Consider the following 26,301-nt stretch of genomic DNA (forward strand, 5'->3'; position numbering starts at 1 on the left):
CCTTTGCGCCCGATTTATAGATAATATAATGTCTTATTTAATTAAAGTATTAAACAATTTATTTATTAATGGAAAACTTAAAGAACGTAGCTCCTATTGAAGATTTCAACTGGGATGCTTATGAAAATGGCGAATCAGTAACCAATGCAAGCCACGAAGAACTTGAAAAAGCTTACGACGGTACGCTTAACAAGGTGAACGACCGTGAGGTTGTTGACGGAACCGTAATCGCAATGAACAAGCGTGAAGTAGTTGTGAACATCGGTTACAAATCAGACGGTATCATCCCATTGAATGAATTCCGTTACAATCCGGATCTGAAGATCGGTGACACAGTAGAAGTGTACATCGAAAATCAGGAAGACAAAAAAGGACAGCTCGTTCTGTCACACAGAAAAGCCCGCGCTACTCGTTCTTGGGATCGCGTTAACGCTGCTCTGGAAAATGAAGAAATTATCAAGGGTTACATCAAGTGCCGCACGAAGGGTGGTATGATCGTAGACGTATTCGGAATCGAAGCATTCTTGCCGGGTTCTCAGATCGACGTTAAACCGATCCGCGACTATGATGTATTCGTTGGCAAAACAATGGAATTCAAAGTGGTTAAAATCAACCAGGAATTCAAAAACGTTGTTGTATCTCACAAGGCTCTTATCGAAGCTGAACTGGAACAACAGAAGAAAGAAATTATCGGTAAACTTGAAAAAGGACAGGTTCTTGAAGGAACTGTTAAAAATATCACATCTTACGGTGTATTCATCGACCTTGGTGGCGTAGACGGTTTGATCCACATCACTGACCTTTCTTGGGGACGTGTTAGCGATCCGAAAGAAGTGGTTGAACTGGATCAGAAGCTCAACGTTGTTATCCTTGACTTCGATGACGAAAAGAAACGTATCGCTCTTGGCTTGAAACAACTGACTCCGCACCCATGGGATGCTCTTGACACTGACTTGAAGGTAGGTGACAAGGTGAAAGGTAAAGTGGTTGTTATGGCTGACTACGGTGCATTCATCGAAATTGCTCCGGGCGTAGAAGGTTTGATCCACGTTTCAGAAATGTCTTGGAGCCAACACCTGCGTTCTGCACAGGATTTCATGAAGGTAGGCGACGAAGTAGAAGCTGTTGTATTGACACTTGACCGCGAAGAACGTAAGATGTCTTTGGGTATCAAACAACTGAAACAAGATCCATGGGAAACAATCGAAGAAAAGTATCCTGTAGGTTCTAAGCATACTGCAAAAGTTCGTAACTTCACTAACTTCGGTGTATTCGTAGAAATCGAAGAAGGTGTTGACGGCTTGATCCACATCTCTGACCTTTCTTGGACTAAGAAAGTAAAACACCCATCAGAATTTACTCAGATTGGTGCTGACATCGAAGTTCAGGTATTGGAAATCGACAAAGAAAACCGTCGTTTGAGCCTTGGCCACAAACAACTCGAAGAAAATCCTTGGGATGTATTCGAAACTGTGTTCACTGTAGGTTCTGTACACGAAGGTACAATCATCGAAATGTTGGATAAGGGTGCTGTTGTAGCTCTTCCTTACGGTGTAGAAGGTTTCGCAACTCCGAAACACCTTGTAAAAGAAGACGGTTCACAAGCACAGTTGGATGAGAAACTTGAATTCAAAGTGATCGAGTTCAACAAAGACGCTAAGAGAATCATTCTGTCTCACAGCCGTATCTTCGAAGATGTAGCTAAGGCTGAAGAAAGAGCAGAAAAGAAAGCTGCTTCTGGTGCTAAGAAGTCATCTTCCAGCAACAAGAGAGAAGATTCTCCGATGATCCAAAACCAAGCTGCTTCAACTACGCTGGGCGATATCGACGCTCTTGCTGCATTGAAAGAACAGTTGGAAGGAAAGAAATAATCTGAATAGAATATTTTCCAGTGAAAGGCGCTCCCGTTTGGGGCGCTTTTTTTGTTCACCACAGAGGACACAGAGGACGCAGAGGGTAGGGAGGATATAGAGGATATAGAGGACAGGAAGGATTGATTTAACAAACTAACGATGGTAATATATTTATTTATATAAACTACCCTCTTCTCCTCCGCATCCTCTCCATATCCTCTTTACCCTCTGCGTCCTCTGTGTCCTCTGTGGTGAATAGAAAAAAAGTTTCTTCCTTTGCAAGATTAAATGTGAAATGTCCTATCTTTGCATACCATGGAAAAATTCGAGTTACATATATTGGGATGCGGCTCCGCTTTGCCTACCACGCGACATTTTGCGACCTCTCAAGTCGTGAATTTGCGTGAAAAGCTTTTTATGATTGATTGTGGTGAAGGGGCACAGATGCAGTTACGCCGTTCCCGGCTGAAATTTTCCCGGTTGAATCATATCTTTATCTCTCATTTACATGGTGACCACTGCTTCGGATTGCTGGGATTGATCTCTACATTCGGATTATTGGGGAGAACTGCCGATTTGCACATCCATTCTCCACGGGGATTGGAAGAGTTGTTTGCCCCGATGCTTGCTTTCTTTTGCAAGACACTGACTTACAAGGTATTCTTTCATGAATTTGAAACGAAGGAACCGGTGCTCATTTACGATGATCGTTCGGTGACTGTAACGACGATTCCCTTGAAACACCGTATTCCCTGTTGTGGTTTCCTTTTTGAAGAAAAACAGCGTCCTAATCATATCATCAGAGACATGGTAGACTTTTATAAAGTCCCGGTTTATGAGCTGAACCGCATCAAGAACGGAGCCGACTTTGTAACTCCCGAGGGAGAAGTAATACCTAATTTACGTTTAACCCGCCCTTCGGCTCCGGCGCGTAAATATGCTTATTGTTCCGATACAATCTATCGTCCGTCCCTTGCTGAACAGATTAAAAATGTAGATTTGCTTTTCCATGAGGCTACCTTTGCACAGACCGAGCAGGCACGCGCTAGGGAAACTTATCATACCACTGCTGCACAAGCTGCACAGCTTGCTGTGGATGCTAATGTGAGACAACTGGTGATCGGACATTTTTCCGCCCGTTATGAAGATGAATCTGTCTTACTTAATGAAGCGTCCGCCATTTTCCCACAAACCATTTTAGCGAAAGAAAATTTGTGTATTGACGTTGATGGAGGGACTTGTCTATGAAAAGTAGTCGATTGCTTTGGGGAGTAATCATCCTGTTCTTTGGTTGTTTGGCAGCCTGTAAAAAAGAGAAGCCTCAATCTCCAATACCCGACTCTTTGTCTTCCCTCCGGGAACTGTTCCATCCTGCTTATCAAATAAATGCGGACAGCATTCATCAGATGATTCGTATTTGCCTGAACGAAAATCCGGTAACTCCCTGGGATTCGGTTTTGCTGGCACATTATCAGGAAAAGGATGAATTCTTTTGGCTGAATGATTCTCTCATATCCGATAAACCTGCCGTACAGGTGGCGGACTCGATGTTATTCTGGTTAGGAAATATTTCACAGCATGGAATTAATCCGAATTATTATCCTGTCGATAGTATTCGTGGAGAATTGCAACAGATACGTACCTTGAATCTGCGTGCGGGGAAGACGATGAACCGTCTGCTGGCAGACGTGGAATATCAGTTGACAGCCGCCTATCTTTCGTATGTGTGTCAATTGAAATTTGGATTCCTGCCTTCGGAACGCAGATGGAACGACTCGATAGACCACATTCCTCTGAAACATTGTGATACGGAGTTTGCAATGGCTGCCCTTGATTCTTTGCGTGCAAACCCTAACGCCGCTTTTCGTCGGGCGCAACCCTCTTCTCCGCTTTATCATAAGATGCAGGAAGAGTTGGTTCGTGTGAATGGCTGGGGAATGACAGATACTACGGATTATTATCGGGATCGGCTATTGGTAAACATGGAGCGGGCACGTTGGCAATATGCATTGGATAAAGGACAGAAATATGTGATAGCCAATGTGGCGGCATTTATGTTGCAGGCCGTCAACGAAGAAACGGACTCTATTCTGGAGATGCGTATTTGTGTGGGGACTGTGAAGAATAAAACTCCCCTATTGTCAAGCAGGATTTATTATATGGAATTGAATCCGTACTGGAATGTGCCTCAAAGCATTATCCGGAAAGAGATTATCCCTACTTACCGTAGAGATACGACATATTTTACCCGTAACCGCATGAAAGTGTACGATAAGAATGGTACGCAGGTAGATCCCCGTAGTATTAAATGGGCGAAGTATGCAGGAAGTGGCGTACCTTATACGGTGAAACAGGACAATAAAACGGGGAATTCGTTGGGACGTATCATCTTCCGTTTTCCCAATCCTCATTCCGTATATCTGCATGACACTCCCTCCCGGTGGGCTTTTACACGGAATAATCGTGCGGTGAGTCACGGTTGTGTCCGTCTTCAAAAAGCCCTCGACTTTGCGTTTTTCCTGTTGAAAGAGCCGGATGAATTGTTGGAAGACCGTATTCGTATTGCAATGGATATCAAGCCGGTGAGCGAAGAGGGAAAGAAGCTGCCCATCAGTGTGGCTTATCGTGAATTGAAACATTATAGTTTGGAACAATATATACCTTTATTTATAGATTATCAGACGGTTTACCTGTCTGCCGATAATAAATTGAGGTATTGTGAGGACATTTATAAATATGATCCGTCCTTACTAGAGGCGATGAATAACCTGAATTTGAAACCATAAATAAACATACAGATACGAGAGATTATGACCCCTTATAACGAACGAGAAGTTCTGAAACTCCTTCAGGAGGAGAGTACACAGCGGAAAGGATTTGAAATGATTGTGGGGCAGTATAGCGAGCAATTGTATTGGCAAATCCGCCGGATGGTACTGTCGCATGAGGATGCGAACGATCTCCTGCAAAACACTTTCATCAAGGCATGGACGAGTATTGATTATTTCCGTGCCGAGGCGAAGCTGTCAACCTGGCTCTATCGTATCGCGCTGAACGAGTGTCTTACCTTTCTGAATAAGCAGCGTGCCATGACTACCGTAGATATTGACGATCCCGAAGCAGTAGTTGTGCAAAGGCTGGAGAGTGACGCTTATTTTTCAGGCGACAAGATACAGATGTGCTTACAAAAAGCCTTGCAGACTTTGCCCGAAAAGCAGCGTATGGTGTTCAACCTGAAATATTATCAGGAAATGAAGTACGAAGAGATGTCGGAGATCTTCGGCACGTCGGTCGGTGCACTGAAAGCATCTTATCATCATGCGGTGAAGAAAATAGAGAAGTTTTTAGAAGAAATAGATTAAACCTTTTAAATGAGACACTGTCTAATGAAAAGAGAGGAGAAAAACGTATGAAAGAAGAAGATATTTTATTGAAGAAGCTTGGAAAGGAAAATTCCTTCAAAGTGCCCGATGGTTACTTTGAGAACCTGACTTCGGAGATAATGAATAAACTTCCTGAAAAAGAGAAAGTCGCTTTTAAGGAAGAACCTGTCAGCACATGGACAAGACTGAAACCATTGCTCTATATGGCAGCTATGTTTGTAGGGGCGGCCTTGATTATCCGGGTGGCGTCAACAGACCATAAGCCTGCTACGGCAGATGATGTAGCGGTGACAGAAGTAGATACTGAAGTAGTTGTATCTGACGAAATGATTGATGTAGCAGTGGATCGTGCCATGCTGGATGATTATTCGTTATATGTTTATTTGAGTGACGCAAGTGTAGAATGATTTATAAAAACTGATTGAATACAGAAAATGAAAAAACTAATCGCATGGATCGTTTTGTTGTGTGGCTTTATGCCTGTTCTTTGGGCTGCTGATGGATGTGATCAGCATTTATCCCGGGAGGAGTTCAGGGAAAAACAAAAAGCTTTCATTATCGAACAGGCTGGATTGAATAAAGAAGAAGCAGCCAAGTTCTTTCCCGTTTATTTTGAACTCCAGGATAAAAAGAAGAAACTGAATGATGAGTCATGGGATTTGATGCGCAAAGGCAAGGATGATAAAACAACGGAAGCTCAATATGCAGAAATCAACGAGAAAGTGGCCAACAACCGTATTGCTGCCGACCAGCTTGATAAAACTTATTTGGGTAAGTTTAAAAAGATTCTTTCAAACAAGAAGATTTTTCTCGTGCAACGTGCAGAGATGCGTTTTCACCGTGAAATGATAAAAGGTATGAATCGTAGCAAAGACAAGGGAGACGATTCAAAGAAGAAATAAAGAAAAACAGAGCGTCTGATTCGTATGAACAGACGCTCTGTTTGAGTAAAATGGAGGCTCTGTCCGGTGGGAATAGAGCCTCAGTTTTTTTATGCCGGTAAGGAAGTTACAGTCCTTTTTTCTTTGCTTCATTCCAAATGGCCTCCATCTCTTCGAGAGACATATCTTTCAGACTTTTTCCCTCCTTGATGGTGTGCTCTTCCAGATAATTGAAGCGGCGGATAAACTTCTGGTTGGTAAGTTCCAGTGCATTATCGGGATTGATTTTATAAAGGCGTGCCGCATTGATGAGGCTGAACATCACGTCGCCGAATTCAGCTTCCGCTTTCTCTTTATCCATGTTGGCTACTTCCTCCTGAAACTCACCGATTTCTTCTTTTACTTTATCCCAAACCTGTTCCCGTTCTTCCCAGTCGAAGCCTACATTGCGGGCTTTGTCCTGAATACGGTAAGCCTTGATTAGTGAGGGTAGGGCAGCGGGCACACCGCTTAATACACTCTTGTTGCCATCTTTCTCTTTGAGTTTCAACTGTTCCCAGTTCTCGGAAACTTGTCCGGCTGTCTCTGCTTTCACCTCTCCGAACACATGCGGATGGCGGAAAATCAGCTTATCGCACAACTTGTCGCAAACATCTTTGATGTCAAAATCTCCTGTTTCCGAACCTATCTTGGCATAGAAAGCAACGTGCAATAATACGTCTCCCAATTCTTTGCAGATCTCTTTCTTGTCATCCCTCATCAGGGCATCGCAAAGTTCGTAAGTCTCTTCTATGGTGTTGGGACGCAGACTTTCATTTGTCTGTTTACGGTCCCAGGGACATTTAACACGCAGTTCGTCGAGAATGTCCAGGAAGCGTCCGAAGGCTTCCATCTGTTCTTGTCTGGTATGTGACATAAATCTATCTATTTAATTCATTTTTTTCCATTCCTGGTAAGAAATCAACAACCCTACTACTTCCGAGTAGTTTTGGCGGCCACTTTCTATCTTGTTTCCTTTCAGGTAAAGATCGTATATCCAATCCTGTACGGCTCCCACTACCGGGCTATACTTGGCAGCCCAATAGGCTTGATTATTCTTGGCTAATTCAATAATTTCCGGTCGGATGCGTTGAAAGAGTTTTGCATATTCTTCTTCTGAAAGTAATCTTTTTGCATTTCCCAATACATGCCCCAGTACAGAGAAATATCCGGAGAAACGGATACCCATTGCCTGTGAACGGGTGCAAACCTGATAGGCATAGAAATTGGCTTCCGCTTCGCTGGTGATACCTAACAGGTGGGCTAGTTCATGAGCATAAGTGGCGGGATAGTTGGCGGGAAGCAAATCTCCGTTAAGGGTGAATTCGCAGAAGAAAGGCCCCATGCTACCGGTTACTCCTACCATGGAAATGAATGGAGTAAACAACATGGTCTTTACTCTCGGATGATCATGTGGAGGTCGGTGCACGCCCAAGCTATCACTTAACTGATTATAGATTCGTACGGTTTCTTCCCGTATCAAATCCTGGTTGATACTATTTATAGGGGTATACGAACGATTTAATTGGGTGATATAGTCGTCAACGAACTCCTGAAAAATTTCGGGAGTGTAGGCTGTATACGGGATTTCAGTTCGTTGGTAAAAGTTCTTTTGAGAATAATTCAGTCCCCATGCCAGATAGAACCATACATAAATCCACAACAGATATTCGCCGTCGCGCAATAAAATTTTTTTCCAAGGCAACTTCTTGCGGAGACGGGCGTAAATAGGATAAATAATCACCCCCCGTGATGCTAAGGAAGATGAATAAGTCTCCTATCGCAAAAGGAAATAAATTGGAAAAAAACGACAAAACGTAAGAGATAAAAGGATAGATTGTTTGCGAATAGATTGTTGCCAGAGCAGGAATCCATTGCGTTAGCCACACCAGGATTAAGATTGCTCCTAGGGCTAAATATCTTACATTTGGCTTCTTTTTCATCATTTGTCTAATATCAGTCAACAAAAATATGCATTAAATAGACGTCGCGCGAAAAAATACCTCTATATTTGCAAAAAATCTGTTAACAATGGCTTTATTACTTGTGTAATAGGAAAAGTCATTCAACATAAACCGGATAAAAGATGGCTACAAGTAGGAAGAAACACCCCGAGGGTGGTAAGATTTGAATTTAAATTATTAATTTTGCACCCGTTATTTTTAGAATATACATTATCATATATACATAAAACAATATGGAATTAGCAAGTAAGTACAATCCCGCTGACGTGGAGGGAAAATGGTACCAGTATTGGCTGGACCATCATTTATTCAGTTCGAAACCCGATGGCCGTGAACCTTACACCATCGTCATTCCGCCCCCGAACGTCACCGGTGTGTTGCACATGGGACACATGCTTAATAATACCATTCAGGATATTTTAGTTCGTCGTGCCCGTATGGAAGGCAAGAATGCCTGCTGGGTACCGGGAACTGACCATGCTTCTATTGCTACTGAAGCTAAAGTAGTAAACAAACTCGCCGCTCAAGGTATCAAGAAAACTGACCTGACTCGTGACGAATTCCTGAAACATGCCTGGGATTGGACAGACGAACACGGAGGTATCATCCTGAAACAGCTCCGCAAACTCGGTGCATCCTGCGACTGGGATCGTACTGCTTTCACTATGGACGAGAAACGCAGTGAAAGTGTACTGAAAGTTTTCGTAGACCTGTTCGATAAAGGATTGATCTACCGCGGTGTCCGTATGGTGAACTGGGACCCGAAGGCATTGACCGCTCTTTCTGACGAGGAAGTGATCTACAAAGAAGAGCACGGAAAACTATATTACCTCCGTTATAAAGTGGAAGGTGATCCGGAAGGACGCTATGCCGTAGTGGCAACTACCCGCCCCGAAACAATCATGGGTGACACAGCGATGTGTATCAATCCGAACGACCCGAAAAACGAATGGCTGAAAGGCAAGAAAGTGATCGTTCCGCTGGTAAATCGCACCATCCCTGTGATTGAAGATGATTATGTAGACATCGAATTTGGTACAGGTTGCCTGAAAGTGACTCCGGCTCATGATGTAAACGACTATATGCTGGGTGAAAAGTACAACCTGCCTAGCATTGATATCTTCAACGATAACGGTACATTGAGCGAAGCTGCCGGTATGTATATCGGTATGGATCGTTTCGACGTCCGTAAACAAATAGAGAAAGACCTCGAAGCTGCCGGACTGCTGGACAAGACAGAAGCCTATACAAATAAGGTAGGTTACTCGGAACGTACCAATGTAGTGATCGAACCGAAACTGTCTATGCAATGGTTCCTCAAGATGCAGCATTTTGCTGACATGGCATTGCCTCCGGTAATGAACGATGAACTGAAGTTCTATCCTGCAAAATACAAGAATACCTACCGTCACTGGATGGAGAACATCAAAGACTGGTGTATCAGCCGTCAGTTGTGGTGGGGACATCGCATTCCTGCTTACTTCCTTCCGGAGGGAGGTTATGTGGTAGCTGCTACAGCAGAAGAAGCATTGGCAAAAGCAAAAGAAAAGACTGGTAATGCTGCCCTGACAATGGAAGATCTCCGTCAGGACGAAGATTGTCTGGATACCTGGTTCTCTTCCTGGTTGTGGCCGATCTCTTTGTTTGACGGAATCAACAATCCGGGTAACGAAGAAATCAACTATTACTATCCGACCAGCGACCTTGTGACAGGACCGGATATTATCTTCTTCTGGGTAGCCCGTATGATTATGGCAGGCTACGAGTACGAAGGAAAGATGCCGTTTAAGAACGTTTACTTCACAGGTATCGTTCGTGATAAACTGGGACGTAAGATGTCCAAGTCACTCGGTAATTCTCCCGACCCGTTGGAGTTGATCGAGAAATACGGAGCCGATGGAGTACGTATGGGCATGATGCTTTCTGCTCCTGCCGGAAACGATATTCTTTTCGATGACGCACTTTGCGAACAGGGACGTAACTTCTGCAACAAGATATGGAATGCTTTCCGTCTGATTAAGGGCTGGACAAATGCCAAAGGCACTATTGAGATTCCTACCGATGCACATCTGGCAGTTCAGTGGTTTGACCAAAGACTGGATGCGGCAGCTGTTGAAGTGGCCGATCTCTTCTCTAAATATCGTTTGAGCGAAGCGTTGATGCTGGTTTACAAACTATTCTGGGATGAATTCTCTTCCTGGCTGTTGGAAATCGTGAAACCTGCTTATGGACAGCCTGTCAATGGCTTTGTTTATGATATGGTTCTTAGCTCTTTCGAGCGTCTGCTTGAATTGCTGCATCCTTTTATGCCATTTATCACAGAAGAACTGTGGCAACAATTGCGTGAGCGTGAACCGGGTGAAAGCCTGATGGTTACTCAACTGTTTGAACCGGTCGGAGCAAATGAACAGTTCCTGGCAGAGTTTGAAGTAGCTAAGGAAATCATCAGTAATGTCCGTAGCATCCGTTTGCAGAAGAACATTGCTCTGAAAGAAGAACTCGAATTGCAGGTTGTAGGTACTCATCCGGTGGAGAAATTGAATCCGGTGATTATCAAGATGTGTAACCTGTCTTCCGTAACAGTGGTAGAAAGCAAATCAGAAGGTGCTGCTTCTTTCATGATAGGAACGACCGAATTTGCCGTGCCATTGGGCAATAAGATTGACGTGGAAGCCGAAATCGCCCGTATGGAAGCCGAATTGAAGCATAAAGAAGGATTCTTGCAGGGAGTGATGAAGAAACTTAGCAACGAGAAATTCGTCAATAATGCTCCGGCGGCCGTTCTTGAACTGGAACGTAAGAAGCAGGCCGATGCGGAAAGTATCATCAAATCTTTGAAAGAAAGTATTGCGGCTTTGAAGAAATCATAGTCCTCTGATACTTAATTTTATATAATAAAGGGCATCTCAACTCGTTTTGGGATGCCTTTTTTTTGCGCTAAAAAAATTAATACTATCTTTGCTTTCGCTATTTATAGAATATCACAAATGAAACAACCGCTGCGGATCATCCCATTTTTCCTTGGATTATTCCTTTTCATTGAAGGATTCTTATCCCCTGCGTCAGCCCGAACCGAAAAAACAAATAAAGAAGTACTGGTTTTAAACTCGATTAATTTCAATCTGCCTTGGGCTAAAAACTTTTATTGGTGTCTTCATGATGCTCTTCAGAAACAGGGAATCTCTGTCAAAGCGGAGTCGCTTTCTGTACCTGCTTTGGAAAATGAGATGGAAGTGAATGCTCTGGTTACCCATTTGCGCCAGAAATATCCGACTCCTCCCACTGCGGTTGTGTTGATTGGAGATCCGGGATGGATAGTCTGCCGTGAATTGTTTGATGACGTATGGAAAGAAGTTCCGGTAATCGTGACAAATGCCCGCGACCATTTACCGGCTTCCCTTGAGGTCTTGTTATCTCACGTTCCGTTGACGGAAGCCAATACCCTTTCCGGTGATGAATGGAGGCGCGGATATAATATAACCATCTTGAAGCAACATTATTATGTAAAGGAGACAATCGACTTAATTTACAAACTGATACCTGATATGGAACGTCTGGCATTCATTTCGGACGATCGGTATATCAGTGAAGAAACTCGCAGAGATGTACAGGAAGCTGTAAAGGAGAACTTTCCGGACTTGCGTCTGGATTTACTTTCCACCACTCAATTGTCTACGGAAATGTTGCTGGATACTTTACATGGTTATAAACCGAATACGGGGATCATTTATTATTCTTGGTTTGAATCACATAACAAAAATGACAATACCTATCTTTTCGATCATATTCAGGAGGTGATTGTCAATTTTACTCCGTCTCCATTGTTTTTACTTTCTCCCGAAGACTTGTCGAACAATACTTTTGTAGGAGGATATTACGTTTCGACAGAATCGTTCTGTAAATCTTTGTTGGAAATACTCGGTCGTATTTTGGATGGAGAGCAGGCACGTAATATTCCCGGTGAGGTGGGAGGACAAGGAAGTGCCAATCTCTGCTATCAAGTATTGAAATCCTACAATATACCTTCTTCCCGTTATCCGGACGATGCGGTATATGTCAATGAACCCAGGACTTTTTTCCAGCAGTATTATGTTCAAATCCTTTCCTGCTCTTTCTTTTTATTGATATTGATTGTTGCTATTGTATATTATATCAGCATTCTTCGGAAAGCATATAGTCGTCTGCATGAAGCGATGGAAAAAGCGGAGCAGGCTAATCAATTGAAATCCGCATTCCTGGCTAATATGAGTCATGAGATACGTACCCCCTTGAATGCTATTGTAGGGTTCTCGAATATGCTTCCTCATGTCGAAAACCGTGAAGAAATGTCCGAATATGCAGATCTTATTGAAACAAATACAGATTTATTGCTTCAGTTGATTAATGATATTCTGGATTTGTCGAAGATTGAAGCCGGTACATTCGATTTCTACCCTGCCTTGATTGATGTGAACCAGGCGCTTGAAGAAATCGAGCAGAGTATGCAGCTACGTCTGCGATACAATAATGTGACTTTCACATTTGCGGAAAGACTGCCCCAATGTACATTGTATACGGATAAGAACCGTTTGATTCAGTTACTTGCCAATTTCACTGTTAATGCCATTAAGTTTACAGAGGTGGGTACTATCCGTATGGGGTATCGTTTGCTCGATCCTGAAACGATTTATTTTTATGTGTCGGACACCGGCTGTGGAATGTCTCCTGAACAGTGTCTCCATGTATTCGAACGGTTTGTGAAGTACAATTCCTTTGTGCAAGGTACCGGACTGGGACTTTCTATCTGCCATACGATTGTAGACCGCCTGGGAGGGAAAATAGGAGTGGAGTCGGAAGAAAACAAAGGATCTACTTTCTGGTTTACCTTACCTTATCGGCAGAATTAGTGCTTTACTTCTCTCCAATCTATCAGTAGATAAGTTGCTATGCTCTTATTGCAAACTTCCTTTCCCTTATTGGATAAGTTGTCTTTGACTAAGAAGAAACTATAAACGCAAGTTCTGATTATATAATTGCAAGTTGCATTTATATAACCGGAACTTGCAGTTATATAAATGAAGCTTGCAATTATAGTTTTCTCTCGGTCAAAAAGAAGTTTGTCAGCAGGGGAATGTAAGTTTACCTCTAATGCAACAGAAGTTATCTATCAGTACTTTAGTAAATAGATAGTAATAGATAAGAAAATAGATGGCTGGTGTAAAGGACAAACGCCAAAAATAAAAACAAAAACATTAGCTTTATTAATAACTTAGATTAAAATTGCCGCTATTTTTATTCTATTTTTTAGACAATATAGATAAGTCCTTTGCTGATAGTTTGGGTTTTCTCACCTTTGGTACTGGCTGTACTTTTATATCTTTCAACTTATGGCAGTTATCTCGTATAATAGCCATTATACGGGCTTCTGATATAAAAAACTCCTTTTGTGACAGAAGGCTTAACGCATCATCAAAGCGCAAACGTTCTATCTCTGTCAGATGATGATAGCGACGTAATATCGCTTCATCACGCAATGCTATTAATTGTTTATCTCTTCCTCTAGGCATACCACAAAAATACAGAATAATCTCTGCTAATGAACTATAAGAGGCGACCTTTCTTCACAGAAAAGCCGCCTCACAACAATAATCCAATTGGAAAAATTAAGAAACTTTCGTGCTAACAATTGCTCCTAATGCCTTGTTTCTAATCGGGAGTGCTATAAAACGTTTGTCAAAACCTACAATTGTCCCACGTTCTTCCGGATCATTCTCCTTTGCGTACATAAATACCTCACCATCTGCCTTCATTACTTCTTCTTTCTGGAATGCAAATGAACAGAAAGTGTCGGTGACTGCCTCTTTCACACCAAATGCCACCTTCTCCAAGGTGTTAGAGTTATATTTAGGAGTAATGGATGTCTGCAGGATATTAAAACCTGCAAAGCGCTTAGGCTTGCCGTCTATAATATCTGTAATATCCTTGAAAGCCTTTACATCAAATAGTATTAAGTCAGACAGATGTTTAGGATTTAAGACTAAAAAGCGGTCTTCTAATGGGATATTCGCATCATCAAAGCGCTCCTTTAACAACAGGATATTTTCGACTGTCATTCTTCTTCGCTTTCCTGTGGTATCTCCATCTGTAGAGATAACAGGGGTAAATTCAGTATCTTCTAATGGGGAAATAGCGTGAGCGGCTTTTTCCGCAGTGCGTGCACGTAACCTATTACGATGTCCCATTAATACCGATTCTAGTTGGTCATAGCTGTATTCTAAGACTTCCGGTCTTCTGACCAAAGTATTTTCCGTCTCGAACAAATCAAGCTCTATCCGTATCGGCTTATCAACTCTTTGGACAACTTTGATAGGATAGGTAGTGTTGTTTATCAACACTTCCGGGTCTAAACCTACATCTGCCATGTTAATAGCATTGTTATCCACTAATCCGGAAAAGTCTTTTACATAATTAAGAAAAGAGCTGTCTGGATAAAAATTTCGGGTGAGTTGAGCTATCCATACTTCTTTTGCTAATGTCGGATTTACTTCCATAATCTTCTTGAAATTAAATGATTAATACTTATTTTTGTTGTTCTCTCTCCAGTAAATCTTTATATAACTGGGGATTGTTTCTAAGCTCTTTAGGGGCTTTTTTACGATAATCGTCAAGTGTCCATCCTGCCCTATTATTATTGGAAGGAGACTCATATATAAACTCTGACACCAGTTTTTTCCGTGTTGAACCAACCATCTTCTTAAACGTGCTAAAGTCTTTGGAAGCAAGCTGTTTCAACTCATTATTAATAAATGAATCCGGTAAGTTTCTAAGTACTTCGTATTCGCTTTTGAACTTTGTCAAATTGGCATATTCGATATCGAATGTAGCTTGATTTTTCTGCTTTTTCTTTTCTATGTGCACTCGCAAGCGGCCTACATCTCCATTAGATAAGTTCAGCAACTCATTTGCTTCATCACGTAAAATGATACCTTCCCTGACCGCGCTAGTTACAAGTGTTTGGGCGTTCTGGTACTGGGGATGCCTGTCTTCTAGTTCTCTAATGTGGTTTAAAATCTGTTCCTCTGTTTGCATTTCAGCAAATGAAGGAATCTTTTTGATTTGATTCAAAAGTTCCATGTCTTGTTCCTCCTTTTTGTAGTCTAATAGCTTATTATTGAAATAATTATAAATATTATCATTGTTATTTTCTTTGGCTGGGATAATATCATCCAAATCTAAAATGCCGTCGATTAATCCCATATCCAGCGCTTCACTAGCTGATATCCAATGATCTTTACCATCAAAATAAAGGTTTTTAAGTTCCGCTTTGTTTTTCTTGCAACGTCCTGATATCATTTCAATAATAATATCTTCCAGACTTTCAATAGTACTAATTGCATCCTGAAGGTCGATTTTATTTCCATAAATACCACCGCTGACACTATGTATCATAAGTTTTGAATACTGGCTCATATATAAAGGCTTGCCACATAGGGCTATAACACCTGCTATGCTTGCGGCAATTCCATCTATATAGATTTTTATGCTTGTCTCAGAAAGACGTAAAGCGTTATAAATGGCGATACCGGAAAAAACATCACCACCATTCGAGTTTATATGAATGTCTATTTCATCAAACTTATCGGATAAGTCCATGAGTTGAGATACGATGTTTGCCGGATCAATCTGTTCCGCTTTGCCAATTTCCCCATAAAGGAGTAAGGAAACCTTTCGTCCTTTTTCCTGTGCATAGTTCCAAAATACACCGGATTTACCTGTTAGTTGATGTTCTTTCATTCTTCACTTTTTGATTAATTGATTTATTAACTAGCTGTTTAACAGCATTATCCAAATTGCTTTGAAGCATGGCTTCAAACTGTTTTTTCGTCTTTTTAAGTTCCGTCAGATTCATTTCCGTTATATTCTTCTTCACCGTGCCACGCTCCCGGCAGAACTTGTTTATCTTGGCACAGTTCATCAGTTTATCCTCCGGTGTATCACCGTAACTCATCCCGACCTCATACGAAAGATGATATATTTGTTTAACTATATCCCTGCATTCAGCCTGGTAAGCTTCTTTCTTCTGGTCTGTCTTTCCCATGAGATAGTTTATCAGAATTTTCGCTTCTTCAATGGTTATATCCTTAGTACTGGTAGCCCTGCCTTTAGTCAGGGTATTTATTATTCCTTGTTTGTCCTCCGGTTTAAACCCCAGTTTGGTAAACATGGTTTGTACCTTCTTTAATTGGGCGGGACTGATTGCTTTTGCTTCCATTCGTATATCATTTAAATCGTTCTCAAATCTATTTCGATGACTGTTTGAATAGGTCTATAATATCATCCTTTTCTGGTTCTTTTTTTACCTGCTGCAGGCGTTCTTCTCGCTCTTCGACTATTAGGTCTAAACCTAGGTCTTTGATGAAAAAATCGGCAATTCCAAAGGCTTTTCTATGCTTTGATAAGAATGACCCACATCGTTTTAGAACTATTTTTGCGCTTTGGTTGTATGCCTTTAATTCTATATTTTCCATAAAGTACTGATGCTTTTCATTGAAATACTTTTCTTTGGATTCAAGAAGATCATTAATACATTTATCTCTTAATTTACAGGCGCTTTGCCATGCAATACAATTATCTCTAAGCTTCTGATTCTCACATTCAAGCTTTGTTTTTTCCTCTGTGAGCTTCATCAGTCGTTCCGGTAATGTCATAGTTTTCCCTCCATTATCTGATATAAATAAATCTCATTCATCAAGTCCCCGAACCGTCTTTGCCGTTTCAGTTCCCGTACCTTCTCTTTGTTGGTTATTCCGTGCGTAAAGCATATTTCCTCTATCTCCTTTGGCTGCAAACCTATGAAGTCATGCCAGACATTGATTCTCCTTAAAAACTCCGCATAACCTTCCTTTTCACGTGCTGCATTCTTTTGCAGATTAGTTTTAAAATAAGGCATCCCCGCAAGGATAATACCGCAATTCCCGTATGTCTTATCCCGTAGAACCTGCAAATACAATATCATCGAGTGAGTGAGTTTTCCCGCTTCATCTATGATAACCAAGGGAGATTCCAGCCTGTTTAACTTATCTACGGCAAAGGTCATCATGTCATTTAAAGAACTGTAGAACGGTATGGACAACTCACGCAATAAAGCGGAAAAGAACTGACTGGCGTTCATGGTCTTGTCATAAGAAACATAAAACACGTTCTTTTGGCGTGCATACGTTCGTAGTGCCGTTGTTTTACCCATTCCCGTATCTGCGGTAATTCCAATCATAAAGGAGTATTTACGGGCGTTATCGCAAGCTTTGACGGTACTAATAAAGTCCATACTCTGGAATAAGTCACCAAACTTATCCCGGTTTACAAAGTTCCAGATAGTCAGCAACATTTCATTTGACAGCTTTTTCCAGTTCTCCTTCTCCAGTTCGCACAATGTAGCGTCACTGATACCACATTTTACAGCAAGGGAAGCTTTACTTATACCCTTTTCCTTGCAATAATCGTTAACAGCCTTTTTTATTTCGGCTTTTTCCGGTAATTTTGTATCGTTTTTATTCATCTTGATATTGGTTTTCAGTCTTTTATAGTCTCAATATATCGGACTGGGTTAATAATCAAATCGGGACAGGTCGATAGTTTCATCCGTGAGGAAGGGGCTTTCGGCCTTTTTATTTTTCTTCTTGTCTTCCGGTTCTATGGAGTTCTTCTCACAATACACCGGAATTTCAGGCATATCCTGCGGGCGTATTCCGTGGCGTTCGGCAAAGTCGGCTAGATTTCCATTACGCAAATACTCGTTAAAATCAGCTTTTGGAGTTAAAAGAGGATTCATTATGTAGGCGGCTTCCGGATCAATGGAAACGGCTTTATTATAAATATCTACCTGGGCTTTCTTCACCTCGTTATCTATTCCGTTCAGGCGTCCTTTATGCTTGAATTGCAGTGTCTTATCTTCTTCTGTCTGGTCGGCTAAAGCAGAGTGGGCATACTTCTTTCTCTGAACCGTATCTATGTAGGTATCCTTTTCTAAATCAAAAAGATAGATTTCATCAAACGTGGCATATCGTACACCGAATTTCCTGTTATTGAACTTGTTAAACTGCTTGGCATTCAGTTCAAATTCATATTTCATTCCGCCACGCTCAATAACTATTTGCCCTCTTCTTACTGTCGCTTCCGAACGCCTGACAAACAAGGCGATTCTATCCAGCTCCGTAACCTTGAAGGATTTTTTTATACGGTTGGAATCGTTTACAGCCTCTTCATAGCGTTCATTAGGTGATTTCCCGTCTTTGCCTTTAGTGTTGTTGTATTCTTCGATACAACGCCCGGCAATTAGTGCTATTTGTTCTCTAATGAGTGGTTTCTTTACAGCTTTGTCTATCATTTCTTGGGCAGACCGTCCGTTTTTCATTTTAGACTTGATACCCTGACCAATGTAGCCGTATTCCTCCTTGCAAAAATCATCCCCGAATGTCCGGAAACTTCTTTCAACCTTAGATTTGCGTCTGGGATTCATGGACACAGTCCAGTGTACGCCTATAGTAGTAAGAGCGTTTTTTAGGTGTTCCGCCTCTTTTGTCTGGTTAAATGAATGATTGTCAGATACAATTTCAAAAGGTAACACTCCAGTGGTTTCTACTGCATTTTCAAGCCCTTTGAGAATGGTTTCCGTATTCTCCGAACTGTCAACATAAGAACCTACTATCCTGCCAGTACATGCGTCAATCACCCAAAATAAAGTCAGAGTTTCAAAGTCTTTCATATAGAAAGGTAGCCGCCAACCATCTATCTGCCATTGTGAATTAGCATTTTGGGCGGGTATCAGTCCCATATACGGTTTACGGTTGTAGTAGAAATCGGTGGCACCATTGCGAGCCATGAAGGTAGCCGCCTCTAAACGTACGCAAGTTTGCTTAGTCCAACTTAATGAAGGTTTTTCCCACCCTTTCAAATCACACGCCTTACAAATTTTCTTATGAATTTTCGGTTGCGTGTATTTCTTCATGGACGACATACAGTCAAGTATCATTTTATCATACCGAGCATCGAATTTCTTTTCGGCTGGAACATACTTTTTTATTAATAAACGTTCTATCCCTTCATTAACACACGTGTTTAGCGCAAGACTAAAAGCATGATAAACATACCAGTTCGGATATATTTTGCAGAACGCCTGCCACACATAGCGGAGCGGGAAACGTTCATGTTCTTCCCGGTGTTCGTCACGAATCGTGAGAATTTCCTCCAAAACCGCGTGCTTTTGAGAGTTTTCCAAAACCTTGTCGGGAGATAAACCACGTTGAAGATAGACTTCACGATAGGTGGGAAAATAATTATCTTTAGCCACTAGTAAACGTTCGTAGAACTCATTGATAGTGCCTTCGTCCTTTTCCCGTTCCCGTGCTCGGATGATAGCTTCTTTGCTGGGAAGCTTCGCACGAGTGGGGGCAGGGATAGAATCATAATTATAAAACATCTCATCATTATATTTGAAAGGAACAATCGTCTTTCTAAATATCCACATTTCGATAGTTTTATATTTCACTCCTTTCTCTAACAAGAATGATTGAGGAATGAACACTTGTTTTTCATTCTCCATCATTTATCATTTTGCTTATACGACGAACTTTTTTTTTATAAGCTAAGTAGTGCCTAATAATGGCTTCATCAACTCTCTTACTTGTAGCTACCCCCGACAATACATTTGACACAACCTGCCTAGATATACCTAATTCTTTTGCTATCTCAGATTGCATCCCCCAAGGAATCTCTTTTTTTATTTTCTTTCTTTCATTACTTGATAACATCATATTAATATCATATATTTGTGAATCATTTGTATTATCGCTGCAAATATATTCACGTTACGTGAATAAAACAAGCAGAATAAAGAAATTATTCACATTATGAGCGAAAAAAAACAGAAAGGCATCGTATTAGATAGAATAAAGGAGGCTTATAAGTTAAAAAACAATGCAGAATTAGCGCGTTTTCTGGGTGTTAAACCTAATACAATATCAAATTGGTATGCGCGCAACAGCATTGATTATGATATTATATTTTCAAAATGTGAAGGTGCAAATCTGGATTGGTTAATTAACGGCATTAGTAAAAGCCATATAAAGTCCGAAACAATATCTTTATCAAGAGAACTGACACCAGAAGAAAAAGATAGTTTTTCTGGCATTACAGAAGATGAACAAGACATGAGAAATATCATAAGCAGTAAAGGTATTATGACTCTTCTTGATAGACTTGTAAAACACTCAAAATGTGAATATATTCGTGACGAATATTCCGGATTTGAAACAAATGTAGAAATGATTAATGTTTGGCTGCAAAATTACTCTTTACAATCTAAATTTATAAAGGCATATGATGACTTTGTTGATAATAAGATTAGCTATAAAGAATTAATTGCGGCTTTCAAGAAAGATTGTAAAGTCGAAATTGAATTACTAAAGATTTTACACCCTTACAAAAACATAATATCAGAAATCTATGATAAAATTAGTTCATTTAATGATTTGCATGATCGTTTATTTTCTATAGATGATGATTTTTTCTATGATATTCAAGATGAAGATGAAAAAATATAGACAACGATCTGTAGAGAAAATATGTAGTAATATATAGGTAACAGATATAAAAAAAGACCAATCTTCTTTGCACATTTACTACTTTTCAGTCAAAATGTTAAGTTTATGAAGCTGTTTTGCCCAAATTCACCCCTAAAAAGCAAAGTAAATGTAGTCGGATGTAAACTTCATGAATAAAATATGTGTCCATAAATTTACTACTCATTCATTCGCAATCACCCATGTATAAAGAGTTTCAGTCAATCAATGTAAAAACTCCCTAATTCATAAAGTTACATGCCCCCTACACTGGCTTATTTTTAAGGAAATAGAATCGGTAGCAATAACGGCAGATAATCCTTTAAATCTACACGTAGTTGCTTTAGTGCCTGTTGAATGCGGTAATCTACAGTTTTGGGAGATACTCCCAAAATCTCAGCTATTTCTTTATAACTCATATCCCGGAACCGATGCATCACAAAAGCTTCCCGGTAACTTTCCGGCAATGTGGCAATGGCATTTTTGATACGTTGTGTCAACTCTTCGACTTGATAAAGATCCGTATCTTGTAGCATTTCCTGCATCTCTTCATAAAATCGAGTGTCGGCACGTTGGGTGGCATCAATATGTGCAAGCTTGTTCAGAGCTTTGCGGTATATCATTTTAAAGAGGTATGAACTAAGCGAAGTTTCGATAATCAGATTTTCTCTATTTTCCCAAATCCATAAAAGAGAATCCTGCACAATTTCTTCCGCATCTTCCAGATCGACGAAGCGATGGCCGTAGGCGCACAGTGCCGGATAATATCTCCGAAACAGTGCATCAAATGCCTTTTGGTCTCCCTGTTGTATGGCAGATAATAGGAAATTGTTGTCTGACAGGTGAATTTCTTTCATGCATTAGTTCGATATTTCACTGCAAATATAGCTTTTTTATAAGAAAACAAAGATTTTCTGAAAAAAAATGAGATTTGGTTTAGGAATCTCTAAAGTCTCCCTTGTCTTATAGTAAAAGGCAATAAAATACGAATATGGATAAGACTGATAAAAATACAATAGAAGAATTGCTTCCCCGTTATTGTGAGGGACTGGCAACGGAAGAAGAGCGTCTGCAAGTTGAGACGTGGATGGATGAATCGGAAGAAAACCGACGGATGGCCAAACAAATACATGCTCTCTATCTTGCCACAGATACCGTTCACATCATGACGAAAGTCGACACAGAGAAAGCATTGACAAAGGTGAAAAGTAGAATGACAGGTAACAGACAAAGGAAAACGACATGGTGGGAATGGGCGCAACGTGCGGCAGCAGTGCTGTTCATTCCACTTCTCGTTACTCTGATGGTACAACACTGGGGAGGAAGCGAACAGGAACTGGCACAAATCATGGAAGTGAAGACGAATCCAGGAATGATGACTTCTTTGACATTGCCCGACGGTACACTGGTTTTCCTGAATTCCGAATCTACTTTGAGTTATCCCTCACGCTTTGACGGCGACACGAGAAATGTAACATTGCAGGGAGAAGCTTATTTTGAAGTAGCCAAGAATCCGGAAAAGAAATTTATAGTCTCTACTTCCCACCAGTCACAGATCGAGGTATTGGGAACTCATTTTAATGTAGAGGCTTATGAAAAAGAAGACCGGATTGCAGCAACATTGGTTGAAGGAAAGATAGGTTTTATTTATTCATCTGACAATGGTTCGAAAAAAGTACTGATGGATCCCGGACAGAAATTGGTCTATGATACAAGAGACAGTAAAGTACAGCTTTATGCCACCTCCGGCGAGTCGGAAATAGCATGGAAAGAGGGAAAGATTATATTCAAAAATACTCCTCTCAAAGAGGGATTGCGAATGTTGGAGAAGCGGTATAACGTGGAATTCATTATTAAAAACGACCGTTTGAAAGGAGACTCATTTACAGGTACGTTTACTAATCAACGCTTGGAGCGTATTCTGGAATATTTCCAGCTTTCTTCTCAAATCCGTTGGCGTTATCTTGATTCGCCGGATATAAAAGATGAAAAGAGTAAAATTGAAATATATTGATTGATTAACCTTAAAAACAAAAATGCAATGAAAGACAGATCCCCTTAAACAAAAACATACGGGAGGATATTGGCGTATCTCCCCGTATGGAAATCGGTAAATCTTTTTGATGCTTGTTTGGCGACAAGCTTAGATAAACTTTTTATTAACTTTAAGTCATTACAAATTTATGCAAAATTATTTTAGCATCCAATTTTTGTGGGTGGTAAAGTCACTTTGGCTAACCTCAAAAAAAATCCCATTATCTATGAGACTATTGGTTTTGTTCTTTGTATGTTCTATCGGATTGAGCTATGCAGCCGATAGTTACGCTCAAAAGGCTTTAATCAGTATTGATGTACGTAATCAGCGAGTGGAGGACATTTTGAAAGAGATTGAAGCGCAGTCTGATTTCGATTTTTTCTTCAATAATAAGCATGTCGATTTGAATCGTCGCGTATCAGTTTCCGCTGATAAAAGCAACATTTTTAGTGTGTTGAAAGAAATCTTTTCCGGCACTAATGTAAAATATTCGGTACTGGACAAGAAGATAATATTATCCATCGAGGCACAGTCTCCGGAACAAGAAAAGAAAATAACCATATCCGGTACTATATCAGATGCACAGGGGGAACCGATTATCGGGGCCAGTGTGTTAGAAAAAGGAGTACAGGGTAACGGTACGATAACAGATATTGACGGGAATTTCAAACTCTCCGTTTCTTCATCGAAGGCACAGCTCGATATCTCCTATATCGGCTATCAGTCGCAGACGGTTGCCGTACAACCCGGAAAAAACATGAGAATCACTTTGCAGGAAGATTCCAAACAACTTGACGAAGTGGTAGTGGTGGGTTACGGTACACAGAGCAAGAAGACATTGACCGGTGCCGTTTCTATGGTAAACATGGGAGATGTGGAGATGAATACCGTACCGAATGTATCTCGTGCGTTGGCAGGTAAAGCAGCAGGATTCCGTGTGAACCAGGTTTCTGCGCAGCCGGGCGGTGAAGCGAAATTCCGTATTCGTGGAGAGGCGTCTACAGGTGCTGGTAATGAACCTTTATTTGTAATCGACGGCTTCCCGGTATCTTCTACTTCCAATTTAAGTTCGGGTAATGGTTTCTACGAATCGGGTAATATCGATAATGTACTGGAATCATTGAATCCGGATGACATTGAATCCATTTCTGTGTTGAAAGATGCTGCTTCTACGGCTATTTATGGTGCGCGTGCCGGACATGGAGTTGTTTTGATTACCACCAAACGCGGTAAGAGTCAGAAGCCCAGAGTGACTTATTCCGGTATGGGATCGGTGCAGGTAGCCCGTTCCAACTATAAGATGCTTGATACCCGTATGTATATGGATATGTATAATAAACAGATGTATGAAGAGTGGTTAAAGTTGAACGGAATGGGTATCTATGAAGGATATGTTGAAAAGCAGGACACTCCGCCTACTCAATATAAACCCACTTTCAATAATGATGAAATATTGACAGCTAGCGGTACCGATTGGTTGGATGCGGTGATGCGCAATGGATATACGCAACAGCACAATCTTTCTGTGAATGGTGGTACGGAGAAAACCCGTTATCTGGCTTCTGTCAACTATATGAATCAGGAGGGTATTGTCAAGAATAATGGTGTCAGCCGTTTTTCTGCCCGTTTGAATCTGGATCAGGAATTGAGTGAATATGTTTCTTTCGGACTGACTGCTACTTACTCACAGAATAAGTATGATAATGTTCCGCTGGGAGACAATGCCAATGAATATTCCGGTGTATTGACCGGTGCTATCCAGTCCAATCCTACTATTCCTATCTATGATTCTGAAGGAAATTATTATATTGATCCGAAACGTCCTTTTGTTGCAAATCCGGTGTCTCTGTTGGATATAAAGGATAACACTGTAAAAGACCGGATCATAGGCTCTGCATTCGTATCTGTGAAACCTTTGAAAGAATTGGAAGTGAAGTTGCAGTTAGGCGTCGACCGTAGTTTCCAGAAACGTTCCAGCTATTTGCCTAAAACAACTTTGCAGGGAAAGACCAAAAACGGAAGAGCGGATATTTCGCAGGAAACAAGTACTACCTATCTGATGGAGCTGACAGCACAATATTCCAAGAGTTTTGGTGATCATAACGTGAAAGCTATTGGTGGTTATTCATTCCAGAAATTTAAGAATGATGGATTGAGTGCCGGAAATGAAGACTTTCTTGTAGATGGTTTCGGATATAATAGTTTGGGTTCAGGTAATTACAAGAAACCTTCTGTAGGTTCATGGGCTTCTATTAACAGTATTGCTTCTCTGTTTGCCCGTGCCAATTACTCGTATAAAGGCAGATATTTACTGGAAGCTACAGTTCGTGCTGATGCTGCTTCCAATTTTGCCCCGGAAAATCGTTGGGGGTATTTCCCGTCCATATCAGCCGGTTGGATGATCAGTGAAGAAAAGTTCATGAAGGGAGCTTCAAACTGGTTGTCTATGTTGAAGTTAAGAACTTCTTACGGACAGACAGGTAACTCTAATGTCGGTTATCGCATTTACGACTATTATGAAGTGGGAAGAAGTGCTATTATCGGAGGTGCAGAATCAACAGGAGTATATGCTTCGGATTTGGGTAACAGGAGCCTGACTTGGGAAACGACCACGGAATTTAATGTAGGTGTGGATCTAGGCATACTCAACAACCGGTTTAAGTTGACAGCCGAATACTTCAAACGTAAGATTACAGACTTGTTGGTGACAAATAAACCATTGCCTTTTTATAATGAGATAAATAAAATAGCGGGTAATATAGGATCAACACAAAGTCAGGGTGTGGAAATCACAGTGAATACGGTGAATATCGTTACTAAAGATTTTGAATGGGATACGACATTAACCTTGTCACATTACAATGACCGTTGGCTGACACGTGACCCGAACTGGAAACCCAAACCTTATGAAAAAGAAAATGATCCGATTCGTGCATGGTGGGAATATGAAGCGCTTGGTATCCTGCAACCGGGAGAAAAAGTTCCGGACGCTCAAAAAGACTTGGTTCCGGGTATGATGAAACTGAAAGACCGCGATGGAAACGGAGTATTGGGAGATGAGGATAAAGTATATATGGGTAATGGTGACCCCAAAATAATCTACGGTCTGAACAACTCGTTCAGATATAAGAACTTTGACTTGAATATCTATTTCTATGGAGAAGCCGGCAGAAAGAGAGGAGCCAGTTATTATGAGGGCTGGACACGTATGGACAATGGTATCAATGTTTCTACTTATGCCCTGAAAGCTTTCAATAGCAATAACCTGACAGCCACTGATCCGACATTCGTCAGAGGTGGAAGCGGATGGGGTGACTATTATGTGAAATCTATCTATTATGTTCGTTGTGGAAGTATTACATTGGGATATAAAGTGCCTGTCAGCCAGAAGATTGCCAAGAATCTCCGTGTATATGTAGACGTGAACAATCCGTTTGTGATTACTAACTGGACAGGTCTGGACCCGGAAACGGACAACGGGACCTATGCATATCCGAATGTAACCTCGTATAATTTTGGTGTATCAATATCTTTCTAATAAGTGATGAAT

General features: G+C 40.9%; 21 protein-coding genes and 1 pseudogene. 11 read left to right on the forward strand and 11 right to left on the reverse strand.

Annotated elements, in window-relative coordinates:
• Positions 1–68 precede the first annotated feature (68 nt).
• The 6 genes from rpsA to NXV01_RS10470 all read left to right on the forward strand — a co-directional run bounded on the left by rpsA (position 69) and on the right by NXV01_RS10470 (position 6,138).
• Positions 69–1,871, forward strand: a complete 1,803-nt coding sequence (gene rpsA, locus NXV01_RS10445; RefSeq protein WP_148364380.1) for a 30S ribosomal protein S1 — start codon at positions 69–71, stop codon at positions 1,869–1,871.
• Positions 1,872–2,168: 297 nt separating this feature from the next.
• Positions 2,169–3,101: a ribonuclease Z gene (locus tag NXV01_RS10450; protein WP_148364381.1), complete on the forward strand. Its 933-nt coding sequence runs from the start codon at positions 2,169–2,171 to the stop codon at positions 3,099–3,101.
• Positions 3,098–4,639, forward strand: a complete 1,542-nt coding sequence (locus NXV01_RS10455; RefSeq protein ID WP_259022321.1) for a L,D-transpeptidase family protein — start codon at positions 3,098–3,100, stop codon at positions 4,637–4,639. Before NXV01_RS10450 ends, NXV01_RS10455 begins: the two co-directional genes overlap by 4 nt.
• 24 nt (positions 4,640–4,663) lie before the next feature.
• Positions 4,664–5,215: an RNA polymerase sigma factor gene (locus tag NXV01_RS10460; RefSeq protein WP_148364383.1), complete on the forward strand. Its 552-nt coding sequence runs from the start codon at positions 4,664–4,666 to the stop codon at positions 5,213–5,215.
• Between the two features lie 47 nt (positions 5,216–5,262).
• The gene (locus NXV01_RS10465; RefSeq protein ID WP_074557307.1) at positions 5,263–5,643 is read left to right on the forward strand and encodes a hypothetical protein; all 381 of its coding nucleotides are present in this window, start codon (positions 5,263–5,265) and stop codon (positions 5,641–5,643) included.
• Between the two features lie 27 nt (positions 5,644–5,670).
• Positions 5,671–6,138: a hypothetical protein gene (locus NXV01_RS10470; protein ID WP_259022322.1), complete on the forward strand. Its 468-nt coding sequence runs from the start codon at positions 5,671–5,673 to the stop codon at positions 6,136–6,138.
• A gap of 106 nt (positions 6,139–6,244) precedes the next feature.
• Here the strand turns inward: NXV01_RS10470 and mazG are convergent, their stop codons facing one another.
• Positions 6,245–7,033: a nucleoside triphosphate pyrophosphohydrolase gene (gene mazG / locus NXV01_RS10475; RefSeq protein WP_259022323.1), complete on the reverse strand. Its 789-nt coding sequence runs from the start codon at positions 7,031–7,033 to the stop codon at positions 6,245–6,247.
• 12 nt (positions 7,034–7,045) lie between these two features.
• Positions 7,046–8,102, reverse strand: a pseudogene (locus tag NXV01_RS10480) (DUF3810 domain-containing protein).
• Positions 8,103–8,353: 251 nt separating this feature from the next.
• Between NXV01_RS10480 and NXV01_RS10485 the strand changes: the two are divergent.
• Together NXV01_RS10485 and NXV01_RS10490 are read left to right on the forward strand one after the other, a co-directional pair.
• Positions 8,354–10,990, forward strand: coding sequence for a valine--tRNA ligase (locus NXV01_RS10485; protein ID WP_234131910.1), 2,637 nt, complete (start codon positions 8,354–8,356; stop codon positions 10,988–10,990).
• Between the two features lie 117 nt (positions 10,991–11,107).
• Positions 11,108–13,006, forward strand: a complete 1,899-nt coding sequence (locus NXV01_RS10490; RefSeq protein ID WP_259022325.1) for an ATP-binding protein — start codon at positions 11,108–11,110, stop codon at positions 13,004–13,006.
• A gap of 390 nt (positions 13,007–13,396) precedes the next feature.
• On the opposite strand, the gene NXV01_RS10495 is transcribed toward NXV01_RS10490, so the two are convergent.
• The 8 genes from NXV01_RS10495 to NXV01_RS10530 all read right to left on the reverse strand — a co-directional run bounded on the left by NXV01_RS10495 (position 13,397) and on the right by NXV01_RS10530 (position 19,909).
• Positions 13,397–13,666: a transposase gene (locus NXV01_RS10495; protein ID WP_259022326.1), complete on the reverse strand. Its 270-nt coding sequence runs from the start codon at positions 13,664–13,666 to the stop codon at positions 13,397–13,399.
• 96 nt (positions 13,667–13,762) lie between these two features.
• On the reverse strand, positions 13,763–14,650 hold the full coding sequence (locus NXV01_RS10500) for a phage capsid protein (RefSeq protein ID WP_259022327.1): 888 nt from the start codon (positions 14,648–14,650) through the stop codon (positions 13,763–13,765).
• 28 nt (positions 14,651–14,678) lie between these two features.
• Positions 14,679–15,893, reverse strand: coding sequence for a head maturation protease, ClpP-related (locus tag NXV01_RS10505; protein WP_259022328.1), 1,215 nt, complete (start codon positions 15,891–15,893; stop codon positions 14,679–14,681).
• Positions 15,868–16,371: a hypothetical protein gene (locus NXV01_RS10510; protein WP_259022329.1), complete on the reverse strand. Its 504-nt coding sequence runs from the start codon at positions 16,369–16,371 to the stop codon at positions 15,868–15,870. Before NXV01_RS10510 ends, NXV01_RS10505 begins: the two co-directional genes overlap by 26 nt.
• A 28-nt stretch (positions 16,372–16,399) precedes the next feature.
• On the reverse strand, positions 16,400–16,807 hold the full coding sequence (locus NXV01_RS10515) for a hypothetical protein (RefSeq protein ID WP_259022330.1): 408 nt from the start codon (positions 16,805–16,807) through the stop codon (positions 16,400–16,402).
• Positions 16,804–17,655: an ATP-binding protein gene (locus tag NXV01_RS10520; RefSeq protein ID WP_259022331.1), complete on the reverse strand. Its 852-nt coding sequence runs from the start codon at positions 17,653–17,655 to the stop codon at positions 16,804–16,806. The genes NXV01_RS10515 and NXV01_RS10520 overlap by 4 nt, the downstream gene beginning before the upstream one ends.
• A 48-nt stretch (positions 17,656–17,703) precedes the next feature.
• On the reverse strand, positions 17,704–19,701 hold the full coding sequence (locus NXV01_RS10525; RefSeq protein WP_259022332.1) for a transposase: 1,998 nt from the start codon (positions 19,699–19,701) through the stop codon (positions 17,704–17,706).
• A complete protein-coding gene (locus tag NXV01_RS10530; RefSeq protein ID WP_259022333.1) occupies positions 19,688–19,909 on the reverse strand; it encodes a hypothetical protein in 222 nt (73 codons plus the stop codon). Before NXV01_RS10530 ends, NXV01_RS10525 begins: the two co-directional genes overlap by 14 nt.
• 96 nt (positions 19,910–20,005) lie before the next feature.
• Here NXV01_RS10530 and NXV01_RS10535 point away from each other — a divergent pair, with 96 nt between their 5' ends.
• Positions 20,006–20,698 (forward strand): helix-turn-helix domain containing protein, encoded by a 693-nt coding sequence (locus NXV01_RS10535; protein ID WP_259022334.1) that lies wholly within the window; start codon positions 20,006–20,008, stop codon positions 20,696–20,698.
• A 299-nt stretch (positions 20,699–20,997) separates the two neighbouring features.
• On the opposite strand, the gene NXV01_RS10540 is transcribed toward NXV01_RS10535, so the two are convergent.
• Positions 20,998–21,573: an RNA polymerase sigma-70 factor gene (locus tag NXV01_RS10540; protein WP_148364388.1), complete on the reverse strand. Its 576-nt coding sequence runs from the start codon at positions 21,571–21,573 to the stop codon at positions 20,998–21,000.
• 134 nt (positions 21,574–21,707) lie between these two features.
• Here NXV01_RS10540 and NXV01_RS10545 point away from each other — a divergent pair, with 134 nt between their 5' ends.
• Both NXV01_RS10545 and NXV01_RS10550 read left to right on the forward strand, forming a co-directional pair.
• The gene (locus NXV01_RS10545; RefSeq protein ID WP_259022335.1) at positions 21,708–22,730 is read left to right on the forward strand and encodes a FecR family protein; all 1,023 of its coding nucleotides are present in this window, start codon (positions 21,708–21,710) and stop codon (positions 22,728–22,730) included.
• Positions 22,731–22,899: 169 nt separating this feature from the next.
• Positions 22,900–26,289 (forward strand): TonB-dependent receptor, encoded by a 3,390-nt coding sequence (locus NXV01_RS10550; protein ID WP_309569299.1) that lies wholly within the window; start codon positions 22,900–22,902, stop codon positions 26,287–26,289.
• Positions 26,290–26,301 lie beyond the last annotated feature (12 nt).

Origin of the sequence: Bacteroides sp. BFG-606, assembly GCF_024788145.1 — a bacterium.
Taxonomy (GTDB): Bacteria; Bacteroidota; Bacteroidia; order Bacteroidales; family Bacteroidaceae; genus Bacteroides; species Bacteroides vicugnae.